The organism is Streptomyces deserti (genome assembly GCF_054782695.1).
Genome location: NZ_BAAGRZ010000005.1, coordinates 248073 through 264959 on the forward strand (window position 1 = coordinate 248073; position 16887 = coordinate 264959).

Genomic DNA, 16887 nt, shown 5'->3' on the forward strand with positions numbered 1-16887 from the left:
GTAAGGAAGGACCTGACTCATGGGAGCCCAGCTCCGGGTCTACAAGCGTCGCATCCGATCCGTCACCGCGACCAAGAAGATCACGAAGGCGATGGAGATGATCGCCGCCTCGCGCGTCGTCAAGGCGCAGCGCAAGGTGGCGGCCTCCACGCCGTACGCGAAGGAACTGACCCGCGCGGTCACCGCGGTCGCCACCGGCTCGAACACCCGGCACCCGCTGACCACGGAGGCGGAGAGCCCGACCCGTGCCGCGGTCCTGCTCCTGACGAGCGACCGCGGTCTGGCCGGTGCCTTCAACGCCAACGCGATCAAGGCGGCGGAGCAGCTGACCGAGCGGCTCGAGCGCGCGGGCAAGCAGGTCGACACGTACATCGTCGGCCGGCGCGGTGTCGCCCACTACAACTTCCGCGAGCGCAAGGTCGCGGAGTCGTTCACGGGCTTCACCGACGACCCCTCGTACGCGGACGCCAAGAAGGTCGCGGCCCCGCTGATCGAGGCGATCGAGACGGAGACGGCGGACGGCGGCGTGGACGAGCTCCACATCGTCTACACCGAGTTCGTGTCGATGATGACGCAGACGGCGGTCGAGTCCCGGCTGCTGCCGCTGAGCCTCGAAGAGGTCGCGCAGGAGGCCAGGCCCAAGGGCGAGATCCTCCCGCTGTACGACTTCGAGCCCTCGGCGGAGGACGTCCTGGACGCCCTGCTGCCGCGCTACGTGGAGAGCCGTATCTACAACGCGCTGCTCCAGTCGGCCGCTTCGAAGCACGCCGCCACGCGGCGCGCGATGAAGTCGGCCACCGACAACGCCGGAGAGCTCATCGAGACCCTCACCCGGCTTGCCAACCAGGCCCGCCAGGCCGAAATCACCCAGGAAATCAGCGAGATCGTCGGTGGCGCCAGCGCTCTCGCCGACGCGACCGCGGGGAGTGACTACTAAATGACCACCACTGTTGAGACCGCGACGGCTACGGGCCGCGTCGCCCGGGTCATCGGCCCGGTCGTCGACGTGGAGTTCCCCGTCGACGCGATCCCGGACATGTACCAGGCCCTTCACGTCGAGGTCGCCGACCCGGCGCAGGCGGGCGAGAAGAAGACGCTGACCCTGGAGGTCGCCCAGCACCTGGGTGGCGGCCTGGTCCGCACGATCTCCATGCAGCCCACCGACGGCCTGGTCCGCCAGGCCCCGGTGATCAACACCGGCGCCCCCATCTCCGTGCCGGTCGGTGACTTCACCAAGGGCAAGGTGTTCAACACCATCGGTGATGTGCTCAACTCCGACGAGCAGTACGAGGGCGAGCGCTGGCCGATCCACCGCAAGGCGCCGAACTTCGACCAGCTCGAGTCCAAGACCGAGATGTTCGAGACCGGCATCAAGGTCATCGACCTGCTGACCCCGTACGTCAAGGGCGGCAAGATCGGTCTGTTCGGCGGCGCCGGCGTCGGCAAGACCGTGCTGATCCAGGAGATGATCTACCGCGTCGCCAACAACCACGACGGTGTGTCGGTCTTCGCGGGCGTCGGTGAGCGCACCCGTGAGGGCAACGACCTCATCGACGAGATGAGCGAGTCGGGCGTCATCGACAAGACCGCGCTGGTCTTCGGTCAGATGGACGAGCCCCCGGGCACCCGTCTGCGCGTGGCGCTGGCCGGTCTGACGATGGCGGAGTACTTCCGCGACGTCCAGAAGCAGGACGTGCTGTTCTTCATCGACAACATCTTCCGCTTCACCCAGGCCGGTTCCGAGGTGTCGACCCTGCTCGGCCGTATGCCCTCCGCGGTGGGCTACCAGCCGAACCTGGCCGACGAGATGGGCATCCTCCAGGAGCGCATCACCTCGACCCGCGGTCACTCGATCACCTCGATGCAGGCGATCTACGTCCCCGCCGACGACCTGACCGACCCGGCCCCGGCCACCACCTTCGCCCACCTCGACGCGACGACGGTGCTGTCCCGTCCGATCTCGGAGAAGGGCATCTACCCGGCCGTGGACCCGCTGGACTCCACGTCCCGGATCCTGGACCCGCGCTACATCTCGCAGGACCACTACAACGCGGCCATGCGCGTGAAGAGCATCCTGCAGAAGTACAAGGACCTCCAGGACATCATCGCGATCCTCGGTATCGACGAGCTCGGCGAGGAGGACAAGCTCGTCGTCCACCGGGCCCGTCGCGTGGAGCGCTTCCTGTCCCAGAACACCCACGTCGCCAAGCAGTTCACCGGCGTGGACGGTTCGGACGTGTCGCTCGACGAGTCGATCACCGCGTTCAACGCGATCTGCGACGGCGAGTACGACCACTTCCCGGAGCAGGCGTTCTTCATGTGCGGTGGTATCGAGGACCTGAAGAAGAACGCGAAGGAGCTGGGCGTCTCCTGAGCCAAGCGCTCGTGTGAGGGGGCGGGCACGTCCCGCCCCCTCTGCCACGCCTACTAGACTTGTAACCAACACCCGGCACTCCCGCCGGGTGGTGACCCGAGGAGCCACCCTTGGCTGCTGAGCTGCACGTCGCGCTGGTCGCGGCCGACCGTGAGGTCTGGTCCGGCCAGGCCACCCTGGTCGTCGCGCGCACCACGTCCGGCGACATCGGCGTCATGCCCGGTCACCAGCCGCTGCTCGGTGTGCTGGAGTCGGGCCCGGTGACCATCCGTACGAGTGAAGGTGGGACGGTCGTCGCCGCGGTGCACGGCGGTTTCATCTCGTTCGCGGACGACAAGCTGTCGCTGCTGGCCGAGATCGCCGAGCTGTCGGACGAGATCGACGTCCAGCGCGCCGAGCAGGAGCTGGCGCGCGCGAAGGCGGAGGACGACGCCGACGCCCAGCGCCGCGCGGATGTCCGTCTGCGTGCGGCGACGGCGGTGCGCTGACCCCGCGCCCCGTGCTATGACGTCACTCAGCCGCGGTCGGCACCGGAGCCATCCGGAGCCGGCCGCGGCTGAGGCGGATATGGGTGTTTTTTACGTTCCGTTACCTAGGAGACGAGGAGGTCGGTGTCGATGGTCCTCGCTCTGACTGTGTGCGGAATTGTCGTGGCCCTCGTGGTGGTGGGACTGTTCGTCTTCGGACTGCGCCGCCGCCTCATCCAGCGCTCGGGCGGCACCTTCGACTGCAGCCTGCGCTGGGACGCCCCGGAGCAGGGCGACCCCAGCGGCAAGGGCTGGGCGTACGGGGTGGCCCGGTACAACGGCGACCGCGTCGAGTGGTTCCGCGTCTTCTCCTACGCCCCCCGACCCCGCCGTGTCCTGGAACGCTCCGCGATCGAGGTGGCCGGCCGCCGCGTCCCCGAGGGCGAGGAGGAGCTGGCGCTGCTGTCCGACCATGTGGTCCTGGCCTGTCTGCACCGGGGCACGCGCCTGGAGCTGGCCATGAGCGAGGACGCGCTGACCGGTTTCCTCGCGTGGCTGGAGGCAGCCCCGCCCGGACAACGAGTGAATGTGGCGTAGCCACATTCACTCGTTGGGTGGGGTCCCCCCGGGCGAAGTCTGGGGGAGCGTCAATGTCGCTTGAGATCTACTCCACGTAGGCTTACTTCAGCCCGTTGTCGATGGCGTTCACCAGCTCGCCGTTGCTCGTGTCGCCGCTGAACTCCCAGAAGAACGCGCCGCCCAGCCCTTGGCTCCTGGCCCACGCCATCTTCGTGCCGATGGTGGCCGGGGTGTCGTAGGACCACCAGTTGCTGCCGCAGTGCGCGTACGCCGTGCCCGCGATGGTGCCGGTGGCCGGGCAGGACGTCTTGAGGACCTTGTAGTCCTCGATGCCCGCCTCGTACGTGCCGGGCGCCGGGCCGGTCGCGGTGCCGCCGGGGGCGGACTGGGTGACTCCGGTCCAGCCGCGGCCGTAGAAGCCGATGCCGAGCAGCAGCTTGCTCGCCGGGACGCCCTTGGCCTTGAGCTTGGCGATGGCGGCCGCCGAGTGGAAGCCGGCCTTCGGGATGCCGGTGTACGAGGTGAGCGGCGAGTGCGGGGCGGTCGGGCCGGTCCTGTCCCAGGCGCCGAAGTAGTCGTACGTCATCACGTTGTACCAGTCGAGGTACTGGGCCGCGCCGCCGTAGTCGGCCGCGTCGATCTTGCCGCCGTCCGAGGCGTCGGCGGTGATGGCGGCGGTGACCAGGTAGTCCGGGCCGAACTCGGCCCGCAGCGCCTGCGAGAGGTTCCTGAAGGCCGCCGGGCCGGAGGTGTCGCAGGTCAGGCCGCAGGCGTTCGGGTACTCCCAGTCGATGTCGATGCCGTCGAAGACGTCGGCCCAGCGCGGGTCCTCCACCACGGCCTTGCAGGACTTGGCGAACGCGGCCGGGTTGGCCGCGGCCTGGCCGAAGCCGCCGGAGTAGGTCCAGCCGCCGAAGGAGTACAGGACCTTGATGTGCGGGTACTTCGCCTTGAGCTGGCGGAGCTGGTTGAAGTTGCCGCGCAGCGGCTGGTCCCAGGTGTCGGCGGTGCCGCTGACGGACTGGTCGGCGGTGTAGGCCTTGTCGTAGGCGGCGTAGGTGTCGTCGACGACGCACTTGCCGTCCTTGACGTTGCCGAACGCGTAGTTGATGTGGGTGATCTTCGCCGCGGAGCCGGAGGTCACCAGGTTCTTGACGTGGTAGTTGCGGCCGTAGACGCCCCACTCGGTGAAGTAGCCGAGCTTGATCTTGTCGCCGGTGGGCGGCGGCTCCTGGCCTCCGCCCGTGGTGCGGACCCGGACCGCGCCGCTGACCGGGCCGGTCTGGTCGGCGGTGTCGCGGGCCTGGACGCTGTAGGAGTAGTCGGTGCCGGCGGTGAGGCCGGTGTCCGTGTACGACGTGGTGGTGACCGTCGCGACCTTGGTGCCGTCGCGCAGGACGTCGTAGTTCTTGATGCCCTTGTCGTCGGTCGCGGCCGGCCAGGTCAGCCTCACCGAGGTGTCGGTGATGCCGGAGGCGGTGGGGGTGCCGGGCGCGGAGGGGGCCGCGTCGCCGGGGACGGTGCCGCCGCCGTCGCAACTGCCGCCGTTGAGCTTGCAGTTGGCGGGGGAGCCGGTGCCGGTGCCGTTGAAGCCGAAGGAGACGGAGGCGCCGGGGGCGAGGGTGCCGTTCCAGGACTTGTTCCTGGCGGTCCAGTGGGTGCCGGAGTTCGTGACGTCGGCGTCCCAGGCGGAGGTGACGGACGTACCGGAGGGGAAGTCCCACTCGACGGTCCAGGAGCTGATGGTCGTGGTGCCGGTGTTCTTCACCGTCCACTTGCCTTCGAAGCCGGAGCCCCAGTCCTGGGTCTTGGTGTAGGTCGCGGTGGCCGAAGTGGCCGCCTGGGCCGGGGTCGCGAGGCCGACCAGACCGGCCAGCGGGAGCAGCAGGGTCGCGACCCCTGCCACGGCTCTGTGTCTGAAGCGCATGCAGCGCCTCCCATGGGTGATTGTCGGGGGCATGACTGGGCCGGAGCACAGTGCGGCGAGAATAGAAAGGTCTGGACCACAGGTCAATAGGTCTGGACCAGCCGCCCCGGTCGCGCCCCGGAGCCGGGTCAGATCCCCAACTCCTGCGCCAGCACCGCCGCTTGGACCCGGCTGCGCAGGCCCAGCTTCCCCAGCAGCCGGCTGACGTGCGTCTTCACGGTCGCCTCGGCCATGTCGAGCCGGTCGGCGATACCGGCGTTGGACAGGCCCTCGCCGAGGCAGGACAGCACCTCGCGCTCGCGGCGGGTGAGCTGGTCGAGGACGGCCGGGTCGGCCGCGGGTTCCCGTACGGGTCTCGCGGCGAACTCCGCGATCAGGCGGCGGGTGACCGCCGGGGCGATCAGGCCCTCGCCGCGGGCGACCGTCCGGACGGCCTCCAGCAGGTCCTTCGCCTCGGTGTTCTTCAGGAGGAAACCGGCCGCGCCCGCGCGCAGCGCCCCGAAGACATACTCGTCGAGGTCGAAGGTGGTCAGCACGAGCACGTCGGCGAGCCGCTCCTCGACCACCTGCCGGGTCGCCGACACTCCGTCCACTCGCGGCATCTGAACGTCCATCAGCACCAGGTCGGGCCGCAGCTCCCGGGCCAGCGCCACCGCCTGCTCGCCGTCCGCGGCCTCGCCGACCACCTCGACGTCGGGCGCGCTGCGCAGGATGAGCACCAGCCCGGCGCGGACGGCGGACTGGTCCTCGGCGACGAGGACGCGGATCATGCGGGGTCTCCCTCCGTGGTGGGCAGTGTGGCGCGTACGGCCCAGATCTTGCCGTTCCCTCCGGTCTCGGCCCCGGCCTCGAACGTGCCGTCCAGCAGTGCGGCGCGCTCCCGCATGCCCACCAGCCCGGCGCCGGAACCGGGCGCGCGCGGGCCGTCGCGGTCGCCGTACGGGCTGGTCACGGTGATGTGGAGCAGGCCGTCCTGCTGCCGCAGGGCCACGGTGACCCGGCCGGGGCAGGCGTGTTTGAGGGCGTTGGTCAGCGACTCCTGCACGATCCGGTACGCCGCGAGCTCCACCGGCGCGGGGACGGTCAGCCGCGGGGCGTCGAGGGTCACGTCGAGCCCGTTGGCGCGGGCGGTGTCGAGGAGGCCGCCCAGGCCGTCGAGGGTGGGGGCGGTGGGGGTACCTCCCTGCTCGAGCGAAGCCGAGAGCTTGGGGGACGGTTCGGTGTCGCCGCTGGAGTCCCGCAGGATGCCGATCAGCCGCCGCATCTCCGCGAGCCCCTCCACGCTGTTCTCCCGGATCACGCCGAGGGCCTGGCGGGTGGTGTCCGGGTCGTCGAGGGAGAGGGCGGCCGTGGAGTGGATGGCGATCGCGGAGAGGTGGTTGGCGACCATGTCGTGCAGTTCCCGGGCCATACGGGCGCGTTCGGCGGTGACGGCCTGGGCGCGGTCCATCTCGGCGAGCAGCGCGGTCTGCTCGGCGCGCAGCCGGGCGGCCTCGGCGGCGTCGCGGTGGGTGCGGACGATCAGGCCGGTGGCGGCGGGTCCGAAGGCCACGAGGCCGGTGACCACGCCGACCAGCAGCGCCTCCGGCTCGCGCCACACCGCGAACGGCACCACCGTCGCGGCCACCGACAGCAGCCCCGTGATCCGCGGGATGCGGTGGGCGGAGGCGGGCGGGCCGTACAGGACGGCCGCGTACATGAGGTCGGTGAACATCAGGACCGTGACCAGGTTGCCCTGCGTGAGGGTGTCCAGGACCAGCGTGGCCGTGCCGGTCAGCAGGGCCGCGCGCGGGGCGGTCCGGCGCAGCAGCTCGCAGCCGGCCATGACGACGAGCGGCAGCAGGACCGGCCAGCGTCCCGCCCACAGCACGTACGGCTCGGTGTGCGGACGGGTGGCCAGGCCGAGGCCCCACAGGAGCAGCCCGCCGAGCAGTCCACCCAGCGCGACGTACAGGTCGAAGCGGCGTGGGCGGGGGAGTCGTACGGCCATGACCCCATCCAACACGGCACGCGCCGCGCTCGCCTGATCCCCGGGGACGGTCCCGGACTGCATCTTTCGATGTACCGCGAGTTCGTCGCAGCCGACGACGAAACGAGCCGATCCCGACGGGAGCCTTGAGGGGTGAACCGAACCGCCGGGAGGAGCCTGCGCCGTGATCGTCACGCTGATCGTCGTCTGTGAGGTCGGCTTCTGGGTGCTGCTGGCAGCCGGGCTGGCCTTCCGCTACCTGCTCAAAATGGAGCGCACCGGCCTCGCCCTGCTGCTGTGCGAGCCGCTGCTGGAGGTCGTGCTGCTGGTCGTCACCGCGCTCGACCTGAAGAACGGCGCCGACCCGAGCTGGAAGCACGGGCTGGCCGCGCTGTACATCGGCTACACGGTCGGCCATGGCCACCGCACGGTGAAGTGGCTCGACGGCCACGCAGCCCACCGCCTCGCCGGCGGCCCGCCGCCGCGCAGGCCCCCGCGCTACGGCATGGCCCGCGCCCGCCACGAGGGCAAGGTGTGGCTGGGCACGGTGACGGGCGCCGCCGTGGCGACCGCGCTGCTGCAGATCGCCATCTGGTACGTCGACGACCCGAGCCGCACCGGCTCCCTGGAGAGCTGGCGGTACGCGGCCTGGCGCGCGGTCGGCATCCACGGCCTGATCGCGCTGTCGTACACGATCTGGCCGAAGAAGGCCCCGGCGGACGCGCCCGAGGTGACGTTCGAGAAGGGGCACGAGAAGGAGCACGAGAAGGAAAGGGCGCACCGGTGAGCCGCGGAGCGCGGCACCTGGGGGAGGGGAGCGCCACCTTCGTGATCGGCCTGGTGCTGTGGCTGTTCACGGAGGACGTGGAGGTCCCGGTCGTCACCCTGACGAAGGTCGGGATCGTGATGATGTGCGCCGGCGGGGCGCAGGTCCTGTGGGGCCTGTACCGGTCCGCGCGTACCGCCTCGCCGGGCCGGTAGGGCGCCTCAGCGCTCCCCGCCCGGCACCCACAGCACGTCCCCGACCTCCTTGTTCGCCGTCCTGGCCAGGATGAACAGCAGGTCGGACAGGCGGTTGAGATAGGTCGCCGTCAGGGGGTTCATCGTCTCGCCGTGCGCCTCCAGCGCCGCCCACGTCGAGCGCTCGGCCCGGCGTACGACCGTGCACGCCTGGTGGAGGAGTGCCGCGCCCGGGGTGCCGCCGGGGAGGATGAAGGAGCGGAGCTTCTCCAGCCGCTCGTTGAAGCGGTCGCAGTCCGCCTCCAGCCGGTCGACGTAGAACTGTTCGACCCGCAGCGGCGGGAACTCGGGGTTCTCCACGACCGGCGTCGACAGGTCCGCACCCACGTCGAACAGGTCGTTCTGCACGCGGGTGAGGACCTTGACGATCTCCTCGTCGAGTCCGCCCAGCGCGATCGCCGTGCCGATCACCGCGTTGGCCTCGTTGGCGTCGGCGTACGCGGCGATGCGCAGGTCGGTCTTGGGGACCCGGCTCATGTCGCCGAGGGCGGTGGTGCCCTGGTCGCCGGTCCTCGTGTAGATGCGCGTCAGATTGACCATGCACCCAGCGTAGTTACGCTCCGGCGGTACGGAACACGCGTGTGCCCACTGTCACGGGCAGCGCGGTCAGGCCGACGGCGACGAGGACGCCGTACAGCATGTGCCCGGTCGCGTAACTGCCCACGTACGCGTCCCGCATCGCGTCCACCAGATGGCGGAACGGCATGAAGTGGGACAGCACGTCCAGCCAGGCCGGCCCCAGGGTCATCGGCAGCATCAGGCCCGACAGGAGCATCGACGGCATGGCCAGCGCGTTGACCGCCGGGCCGAACGCCTGCGGGGTGCTGAGCTTCATGGCCAGCGCGTACGACAGCGAGGCCAGCGAGACGGTGAGCAGGGCCACGAAGGCGAAGCCGATCAGGACGCCGGGCAGCGGGGCCCTGAGGCCCATCGCCACCGCCGCCAGCACCAGCAGCACCGCCTGGAAGACGAAGACGGTGGCCTCCCGCAGCACCCGGCCGAGCAGCAGGGCCAAGCGGCTGACGGGGGTGACCCGCATACGCTCGACCACCCCCTGGCCCTTCTCGATGATGATCGTGAAGCCCGCGAAGGAGGCCCCGAACAGTCCGAGCTGGAGCAGCAGACCGGGGACCAGGACCTGCCAGGAGCTGCCCTCCTCGCCGAGCGGCAGGTCCCTGAGCAGCGGACCGAAGAACACCAGGTACAGCAGGGGCATCAGCACGCCGAAGAGCAGTGCGAAGCGGGAGCGCAGGGACTGGCGCAGATAACGGCCGTAGATGAGCGCGGTGTCGTGCAACAGCATCGGGGGTCCTTATACGGCTACGGGGGTGGCGTCGGCGGGGGTGGCGCTGCGGCCGGTGATGGCGAGGAACGTGTCCTGGAGGGGCGCGTCGACCGAGCCGCCGTACTCCAGCTTCAGCGCGCTCGGTGTGCCCTCGGCCACGACCACGCCCCGGTCGACGATCACCAGGCGGTCGGAGAGGGCGTCGGCCTCGTCGAGGTAGTGGGTGGTCAGGAAGACGGTCGTGCCGTGCTCGTCGCGCAGCCGGCGGACCAGGTTCCACAGATCGGCGCGGCTGCCGGGGTCCAGGCCGGTCGTCGGTTCGTCGAGGAACAGCACCTTCGGGCGGTGGGTCAGCGCCATCGCGATGTCCAGCCGGCGCCGCTGGCCGCCGGAGAGCGCGGCGCACTTGCGGTCCAGCAGCTCGGTGAGGCCGAGGTCGCGGGCCAGTTCCTCGCTGCGCACGGTCGCCTGAGTTTTCGTCAGGCGGTACAGGCGGCCCTGGGTCACCAGTTCCTCCCGCACGGTGATCTGCGGGTCCGCCCCGCCGGACTGCGCCACGTACCCGCAGGCCCGGCGTACCCCGGCCGGGTCGGTGGCCAGGTCGTGGCCGGCGACGGTGGCGGTGCCGCCGGTGGGGGCCAGGAGCGTGGTGAGCATGCGCAGGGTCGTCGTCTTGCCGGCGCCGTTCGGTCCGAGGAAGCCGAGGATCTCGCCCTCGCGGACGGTGAGGTCGATGCCGCGCACCGCCTCCACCGGGCCGTGCTTCGTCCGGAAGGTACGGGCCAGGCCGGCCGTACTGATGATGGTCATGCCCCCAGAAAAACAGAGTCACTGAAATTTTGCGATGACACCAAGTTTTCAGCGGCCCCATCGAAGTTAGGATGCGGGCATGGCCGAGGGACTCAGGGAACGGAAGAAGCGGCAGACCCGGCAGTACATCTCCGATGTCGCCACGGGGCTGTTCGTCGAGCGCGGCTTCGACGCGGTGCCCGTCGCGGAGATCGCCGAGGCCGCGAACGTCTCCGTGAACACCGTCTACAACTACTTCCCTGCCAAGGAGGACCTGTTCCTCGACCGGTCCAAGGGGGTCGTCGACCGGCTCTCCCGGTGGGTGCGGGGCCGGCGCGACGGCGAGTCGGCCGCCGAGGCGGTCCTGCGGGAGCTGCGCGACGAGGTCGAGGCGGTCTCGCCGCGGATGGGCCTGATGGAGGGGTACGCCCGTTTCATGACGGTGATTCACGAGTCGCCCGCCCTGCGCTCCCGGCTTTGGTCGATCGGCCAGGAGATCGTCGACAACCTGGAGCGCACCCTGCGCGAGGAGACCGGCGCCGCGCCCGACGACCCCATGCCGGGCCTGATCGCCGGTCAGGTCAACTGGCTGCACCAGACCGTGATGGCCGACATCGGCCGGCGCATGATGGCCGGCGGCAAGCCCGCCGAGGTCTCGCGCCAGGTGCTCCTGCTGCTCGACGAGATGGAGGAGCTGCTGAGCGAGAAGGTGCTCAACTACGCCGTGCGAGGCGCGGAATGACCCGCCCCGGTGTGATGTCCGTCATGTGAGACGTGACGCGCATTACTTACCGTCCACACGCGCCCTCACGAGCGCTAGTGTCCGCCGGAGAAGCAAGAGCAGCGCGTATCAGGGGAGTCGCACAGTGGCACGGAAGCTCGCCGTCATCGGGGCCGGACTGATGGGTTCCGGCATCGCCCAGGTCTCCGCACAGGCGGGCTGGGACGTCGTCCTGCGCGACGTCACCGACGAGGCGCTCAAGCGGGGCACCGACGGCATCAAGGCCTCCTACGACAAGTTCGTCGGCAAGGGGAAGATGGAGGCGCACGACGCCGACGCCGCCCTCGCCCGCATCACCGCGACCACCGACCTGGACGCCGCGGCCGACGCCGACGTCGTCGTCGAGGCCGTCTTCGAGAAGCTGGAAGTCAAGCACGAGATCTTCCGCACGCTCGACAAGCTGGTGAAGGAGGACGCGGTCCTCGCCTCCAACACCTCCGCCATCCCGATCACCAAGATCGCGGCGGTGACAGAGCGCCCCGAGCGGGTCGTCGGCACGCACTTCTTCTCGCCGGTGCCGATGATGCAGCTGTGCGAGCTCGTACGGGGTTACAAGACGAGTGACGAAACCCTCGCCAAGGCCCGGGAGTTCGCCGAGTCGGTCGGCAAGACCTGCATCGTCGTCAACCGGGACGTCGCCGGTTTCGTGACGACCCGCCTCATCTGCGCCCTCGTCGTCGAGGCCGCGAAGCTGTACGAGTCGGGCGTGGCGAGCGCCGAGGACATCGACCTGGCGTGCAAGCTGGGCTTCGGCCACGCCATGGGCCCGCTGGCGACGGCGGACCTGACGGGTGTGGACATCCTGCTGCACGCCACCAGCAACATCTACACCGAGTCCCAGGACGAGAAGTTCGCCGCGCCCGAGCTGATGCGCCGGATGGTTGACGCCGGTGACATCGGACGCAAGAGCGGGCAGGGCTTCTACAAGCACTGAAACCGCACACGCCCCGAGGCGCATCACTCCTCGGGGTGAATTCGGTATCGGTTCGCCAACGGACGGCAACCTTCAAGCCCTCCATGCAGTCAGAGGTTGCATCACCGGCATCAGAACTGCATCAGAACGCGGAGTACGAGACGCACGCACGGGGAGCGCATATGCACATCAGGGGCGACCACGCCGAGCTGGTCGTCGGGGGCCGCCTCGACGTCCGCAGCGCGGCGGACGCCCGTACGGTCCTGCACTCGGCCGTCGACGACGGAGTCGGCGACCTGGTGCTGGACCTGTCCGAACTGGACTCCTGGGACGCCACCGGACTCGGGGTGATCATGGGGGCCCACCGGCGGGCCGGCCGCTGCGGCCGGCGGCTGGTGCTGCGCGGCGTCCCGCCGCAGATGCAGCGCCTGCTGGTGGCCACCCGACTGCACCGGATCCTGGCGATCGAGGGGGGCATCGGGGTGGAGACACTGCCCCGCGTCTGACATCCCGTACGGGTGTGAACCGGGCGTCGGGGGAGACCCGGGCGAACCTCGGCGAATCGCGCGACGCGCACAATCCTCACGAGACTGTGACGTCTCGGACGGCGCGGTACCCCGGACTGTCGTAGATACTGAGCGAAGGTTTAGGGTTCGGCTGCCCGCTGCCTTGCCACCCTTCGAGCGGGCCCGGACCAGAAGCGACAGCGCGGTGTGCAGCAAGGCCGGGAGGGGCTACAGGCACACGACGCTTTTGGGGGCTTGAACCTATGGACCCGAACAACCGGGGACCCGAGGAGTACGGCCACGACGGTGACGGCCACGCGCCGCGCCAGCGCCCGCCCAGGGAATCCCTCACATCCGACTTCGGGCAGCACGCGCCCGCGCTGGCCCGCACGGTGCAGCTCGTCTCCGGCGACTTCCTGCTCACCGTCAACCCCGTCGACGGCAGCGAGATAGAAGCCTGCCCGCCCGCCGAGCGGCCCGGCCCGCCCGCCAAGCTCACGGAGGCCGAGCGCGCCGAGCTCGACCGCGCGGCCAGGCCGCCCGTCCCGCCCGGCCCGGCGCAGCCCACGCTGCCGCTGCTGGCCCGCCAGGACGAGCGCGAACAACTGGTGCGCCTGCTCGCCCGCGGCCGCTCCGTACGCCTCACCGGCCCCGCCGGCTCCGGCCGCACCCGCCTCCTCGACACCGTCGCCGAGGACTGCGCCGACCTCGCCCCCGACGGCGTCGTACGCCTCACCGGCCACCACCGCACGGCCGACGACCTCCTGTACGACCTCTTCTACGCGGTGCACAACGCCCCCCTGCACCGGCCGGAACGGGACCAACTGCTCGAATCCGTCGGCCGGATCGGCGCGGTTGTCGTCCTCGACGACATCGAGTTCGGCGGCGCCGCGCTCGACGAGCTGCTGGAGGCCACCCCCGAGTGCGCCTTCCTGATCGGTGCCACCCCGGACGTCCCGGCCCCCTCCGCCGGCTCGGGCGTGGAGGAGGTCGTCCTCAGCGGTCTCGACCGGGCGGCCGGCCTCGACCTGCTGGAGCACGCCGTCGGCCGCCGCCTCACCGAGGAGGAGGCCAACTGGGCTGGCGACCTGTGGTTCGAGTCCGAGGGCCTGCCGCTTCGGTTCATACAGGCCGGCGCCCTGCTGAGGCAGCGCGACCGGCTGCGCGCCGGAACGGGCGCCGTCGGCGAGTTCGGCGTCTTCGAGGACGCCCGCCCCGACGACGCGGCGTACGACGCGGCCGCGGGCGACGACGTCCCCCTGCCCTCGCTCGGCGAGGCCGCCGCGCCCGCCCCGCTGCTCGCCTCCCGGCTGAGCGCCTCCGCGCGGGCCACCCTGCGCTTCGCCGTCGCGCTCGGCGGCGAGGTGCCGCACCAGGCCCACCTGCCCGCCCTGGTCGGTGACACCCACGCGGACGCCGCGCTCGGCGAGCTGGCCGCCTGCGGCCTGGTCTCCCCGGTCGGGTCCCGCTACCGGCTCGCCGCCGGGGTGCTCACCCAGCTGGAGGCCGCCGGATACGCCGACGACGTCCAGGAGCAGGCCCGCGCCGCCGCCCAGCACTACGCCTGGTGGGCCGGGCACCCGTCGGTCACCCCGGAGCGCGTGTGCGCCGAGGCCGACGCGGTACTCGCCGCCCTCACCGTGCTCGGGCCCACCACGACCCCGCCCGCCGAGGGCGAGGAGAGCACCGCCGTCGCGCTGGCCCGTACGGCGGCACCCGCGTTCGCCGCCGGGCTGTACTGGAGCGCCTGGGAGCGGGCGCTGCGCGCCGGCGCCGAGGCCGCCCGGCTCGCCGGGGACGTCTCCGAACAGGCCTACTTCCACCACGAGCTCGGCATCCTCGCCCTGTGCGGCGGACAGCTCGACCGGGCCCGCGCCGAACTGGAGGCCTCCATCGGCCTGCGCGGCGCGCTCGCCGACAAGCGCGGCACCGTCGCCGGCCGGCGCGCCCTCGCCCTGGTCGCCGACCGCTCCGGCACCCCGCTGCCCCTCGGGCCGACCGCAGGGGAGGAGGTGCCCGACGCCCGGTACGAGGAGTCGGCCTCGCCGCCCCGCGGCGTCCCGGCCGCCTTCCCGCCCCTTCAGCCGCCCGCCGACACCGGCCTGGTCACCCACCGCACCCCGCCCGCGCCGTCCCGGAACGCGCCCCCGCGCAAGGCGCGGGTCGGCCTCAGGGGCGTGGCCCGGCGCAACCTCGTGGCGGCCGGTGCGGGCGCGATGCTCGTCGCCGTGCTCGGCACGGTCGTCACGCTCGGTGCCACGTCCGACAACGACGCCGGCAACCCGTCCGACCAGGTCGGTCCCAACCCCTCCGCCAGCCAGGGCATCGACGACGGCAGCCTGGGCGCCGACGTGCCCGCGAAGGACGGCAGCGGCGACACCGGGGTGGCCACGAGCCGCCCGACCGATCCGGGCCCGGACGGCACCTTCGGCACCTCCGACGATCCGACGCCGACGGGCACGGGGTCGGCGGGGCCGTCGGACGACCCGAGCGGGACACAGGGTTCCGGTGGCGGTCCGTCGAGCTCGCCGAGCAAGTCCCCGTCGAAGCCGCCGACCCCACCGTCCAAGCCGCCGTCCTCGCCGCCGAAGCCGCCGACGACTCCGACGACGCCGACCGAAACACCGACGGAGACTCCGACGTCGCAGCCGCCCACGGAAACGCCGTCGACCACCCCGTCCACCTCCGACTCGGCCAGCGGCCCGGCCTCCAGCGCCCCCGTCTCCTCCAGCGCCCCCGCGAGTGCCCCGGAGAGCAGCGGCGGCGGCACGCCCAGCAGCTCGGACCAGGTGATCTAGGCCGATCTAGGCCAGGAATACCCAGGAGGGCCGGGTCCGTTCCCTCGGACCCGGCCCTCCTGGACGTCGTACCGCTGTCAGAACAACCGCAGCTTGTCGTCCTCGATGCCCCGCAGCGCGTCGTAGTCCAGCACCTGGCAGCCGATGCCCCGGTCGGTCGCCAGGACGCGGGCCTGCGGCTTGATCTCCTGGGCGGCGAAGATGCCGCGCACCGGGGCGAGATGGGGATCGCGGTTCAACAGCTCCAGGTAGCGCGTGAGTTGCTCCACGCCGTCGATCTCGCCGCGTCGCTTGATCTCGACCGCGACGGTCTGCCCGTCGGCGTCCCGGCACAGGATGTCGACCGGCCCGATGGCCGTCGGGTACTCGCGGCGGATCAGGGTGTAGCCCTCGCCGAGCGTCTCGATGCGGTCCGCGAGCAGCTCCTGGAGGTGTGCTTCCACGCCGTCCTTGATCAGACCGGGGTCGACGCCGAGTTCGTGCGAGGAGTCGTGGAGGATCTCCTCCATCGTGATGATCAGTTTCTCGCCCGCCTTGTTGACGACGGTCCAGACGCCCTCTTCCTCGCCGGTGCCCTCCTTCAGCGTGCAGGGCGGCGACATCCAGTTCAGGGGCTTGTAGGCCCGGTCATCGGCGTGGATCGAGACGCTGCCGTCCGCCTTGACCAGGATCAGGCGGGGGGCCGAGGGGAGGTGGGCGGTGAGCCGCCCGGCGTAGTCCACGGAGCAGCGGGCAATGACGAGACGCATGGTCGGCAACGCTACTCGACGGGTGAGGGGTGACGCGATTCGCCCTGGAAAACACGTGTTCCGCGATGGCCGATTACCTGCCCACAGGAAGTTCCCCATCTGGGCATTCTCCTGGTGCCGTCACCGCCGGTTGCTTACCGTATTGAACGGGAGGTCGCGAGGTGTGTACGCAGCGTGATCAGCATCGCGAACTCCCCTATCTGTCCGGCAACCCCTGCTGGTTGGGGGTGCGAGAGGAGAACCCATGTCGCTCGACGTCTCACCGGCCCTACTCGAACAGGCCGAGCGAGGCGAGGTCGACGAAGCAGCATTCGTCGACTGCGTCCGGACCTCCCTGCCCTACGCGTGGGAGATGATCAGCTCCCTGGTGGCCCAGCTGAAGGTGGACGGCGGCCAGTTCGCCGACAACCAGACGCCCCCGCCGGACGAGCAGGCACGCGGTCAGCTGCTGCGTGCGCTCGCGAGTGACGCGATACGCGGCGCGCTGCAACGGCACTTCGGTGTGCGGTTGGCCTTCCAGAACTGCCACCGGGTGGCGGTGTTCCCGATTGACTCCTCGGTCGACGAGACGCTGGCACGTTTCACCTCGGTCCGTGGTCAGTTGCTGAACCAGTCGCCGGAACTGCGCGACTGCTGACGCAGACAGCCGCTGGTGTGTCGCTCCGTACGCGGGAGGTGCAGTCTGTACCGGAGCGGCAGGCTTTCCGTGACCTCCCCCGAGGGGCGCGAG

At 70.8% G+C, this 16887-nt stretch carries 18 protein-coding genes; 11 read left to right on the forward strand and 7 right to left on the reverse strand.

The window, feature by feature from the left end:
* Positions 1 to 19: 19 nt before the first annotated feature.
* The 4 genes from ACYVMZ_RS13215 (at position 20) to ACYVMZ_RS13230 (ending at position 3438) form a co-directional block, all read left to right on the forward strand.
* Complete coding sequence (locus tag ACYVMZ_RS13215) at positions 20 to 937, forward strand: F0F1 ATP synthase subunit gamma (protein WP_461078967.1); 918 nt, start codon at positions 20 to 22, stop codon at positions 935 to 937.
* Entirely contained in the window at positions 938 to 2374 is a 1437-nt protein-coding gene (gene atpD / locus ACYVMZ_RS13220) for a F0F1 ATP synthase subunit beta (protein WP_461078969.1), read from the forward strand. It abuts the gene before it with no gap.
* A 110-nt stretch (positions 2375 to 2484) separates the two neighbouring features.
* Entirely contained in the window at positions 2485 to 2862 is a 378-nt protein-coding gene (locus ACYVMZ_RS13225) for a F0F1 ATP synthase subunit epsilon (protein ID WP_461078971.1), read from the forward strand.
* 129 nt (positions 2863 to 2991) lie between these two features.
* Positions 2992 to 3438 carry a DUF2550 domain-containing protein gene (locus tag ACYVMZ_RS13230; RefSeq protein WP_461078973.1) on the forward strand — a complete coding sequence of 149 codons (447 nt, stop codon included), beginning with the start codon at positions 2992 to 2994 and terminating at the stop codon, positions 3436 to 3438.
* A gap of 82 nt (positions 3439 to 3520) precedes the next feature.
* On the opposite strand, the gene ACYVMZ_RS13235 is transcribed toward ACYVMZ_RS13230, so the two are convergent.
* The 3 genes from ACYVMZ_RS13235 to ACYVMZ_RS13245 all read right to left on the reverse strand — a co-directional run bounded on the left by ACYVMZ_RS13235 (position 3521) and on the right by ACYVMZ_RS13245 (position 7337).
* Positions 3521 to 5347, reverse strand: a complete 1827-nt coding sequence (locus ACYVMZ_RS13235; RefSeq protein WP_461078975.1) for a glycosyl hydrolase family 18 protein — start codon at positions 5345 to 5347, stop codon at positions 3521 to 3523.
* Positions 5348 to 5475: 128 nt separating this feature from the next.
* Positions 5476 to 6117 carry a response regulator gene (locus tag ACYVMZ_RS13240; RefSeq protein WP_461078977.1) on the reverse strand — a complete coding sequence of 214 codons (642 nt, stop codon included), beginning with the start codon at positions 6115 to 6117 and terminating at the stop codon, positions 5476 to 5478.
* Entirely contained in the window at positions 6114 to 7337 is a 1224-nt protein-coding gene (locus ACYVMZ_RS13245; RefSeq protein WP_461078979.1) for a sensor histidine kinase, read from the reverse strand. The genes ACYVMZ_RS13240 and ACYVMZ_RS13245 overlap by 4 nt, the downstream gene beginning before the upstream one ends.
* Positions 7338 to 7500: 163 nt before the next feature.
* Here ACYVMZ_RS13245 and ACYVMZ_RS13250 point away from each other — a divergent pair, with 163 nt between their 5' ends.
* A complete protein-coding gene (locus tag ACYVMZ_RS13250; protein ID WP_461078981.1) occupies positions 7501 to 8103 on the forward strand; it encodes a hypothetical protein in 603 nt (200 codons plus the stop codon).
* On the forward strand, positions 8100 to 8297 hold the full coding sequence (locus tag ACYVMZ_RS13255) for a DUF5708 family protein (RefSeq protein WP_461078983.1): 198 nt from the start codon (positions 8100 to 8102) through the stop codon (positions 8295 to 8297). Before ACYVMZ_RS13250 ends, ACYVMZ_RS13255 begins: the two co-directional genes overlap by 4 nt.
* A 6-nt stretch (positions 8298 to 8303) precedes the next feature.
* Here the strand turns inward: ACYVMZ_RS13255 and ACYVMZ_RS13260 are convergent, their stop codons facing one another.
* From ACYVMZ_RS13260 to ACYVMZ_RS13270, 3 genes are read right to left on the reverse strand one after another with little or no spacing between them, the layout of a single operon-like run.
* Positions 8304 to 8876 carry a cob(I)yrinic acid a,c-diamide adenosyltransferase gene (locus ACYVMZ_RS13260; protein ID WP_461078985.1) on the reverse strand — a complete coding sequence of 191 codons (573 nt, stop codon included), beginning with the start codon at positions 8874 to 8876 and terminating at the stop codon, positions 8304 to 8306.
* A gap of 13 nt (positions 8877 to 8889) precedes the next feature.
* Positions 8890 to 9639, reverse strand: coding sequence for an ABC transporter permease (locus ACYVMZ_RS13265; RefSeq protein WP_461078987.1), 750 nt, complete (start codon positions 9637 to 9639; stop codon positions 8890 to 8892).
* 9 nt (positions 9640 to 9648) lie between these two features.
* On the reverse strand, positions 9649 to 10431 hold the full coding sequence (locus ACYVMZ_RS13270; protein ID WP_461078990.1) for an ABC transporter ATP-binding protein: 783 nt from the start codon (positions 10429 to 10431) through the stop codon (positions 9649 to 9651).
* 79 nt (positions 10432 to 10510) lie between these two features.
* Between ACYVMZ_RS13270 and ACYVMZ_RS13275 the strand changes: the two genes are divergently transcribed.
* From ACYVMZ_RS13275 to ACYVMZ_RS13290, 4 genes are all read left to right on the forward strand, one after another.
* Positions 10511 to 11152, forward strand: a complete 642-nt coding sequence (locus ACYVMZ_RS13275) for a TetR/AcrR family transcriptional regulator (RefSeq protein ID WP_461078992.1) — start codon at positions 10511 to 10513, stop codon at positions 11150 to 11152.
* A gap of 124 nt (positions 11153 to 11276) precedes the next feature.
* On the forward strand, positions 11277 to 12125 hold the full coding sequence (locus ACYVMZ_RS13280) for a 3-hydroxyacyl-CoA dehydrogenase family protein (protein ID WP_461078994.1): 849 nt from the start codon (positions 11277 to 11279) through the stop codon (positions 12123 to 12125).
* A gap of 161 nt (positions 12126 to 12286) precedes the next feature.
* A complete protein-coding gene (locus ACYVMZ_RS13285; protein WP_003993003.1) occupies positions 12287 to 12610 on the forward strand; it encodes an STAS domain-containing protein in 324 nt (107 codons plus the stop codon).
* A 263-nt stretch (positions 12611 to 12873) separates the two neighbouring features.
* On the forward strand, positions 12874 to 15408 hold the full coding sequence (locus ACYVMZ_RS13290; RefSeq protein ID WP_461078996.1) for an ATP-binding protein: 2535 nt from the start codon (positions 12874 to 12876) through the stop codon (positions 15406 to 15408).
* Between the two features lie 77 nt (positions 15409 to 15485).
* On the opposite strand, the gene nucS is transcribed toward ACYVMZ_RS13290, so the two are convergent.
* Positions 15486 to 16157, reverse strand: a complete 672-nt coding sequence (nucS, locus tag ACYVMZ_RS13295) for an endonuclease NucS (protein WP_461078998.1) — start codon at positions 16155 to 16157, stop codon at positions 15486 to 15488.
* 244 nt (positions 16158 to 16401) lie between these two features.
* Here nucS and ACYVMZ_RS13300 point away from each other — a divergent pair, with 244 nt between their 5' ends.
* Positions 16402 to 16794 carry an SCO5389 family protein gene (locus ACYVMZ_RS13300; protein WP_461079000.1) on the forward strand — a complete coding sequence of 131 codons (393 nt, stop codon included), beginning with the start codon at positions 16402 to 16404 and terminating at the stop codon, positions 16792 to 16794.
* Positions 16795 to 16887: the final 93 nt, after the last annotated feature.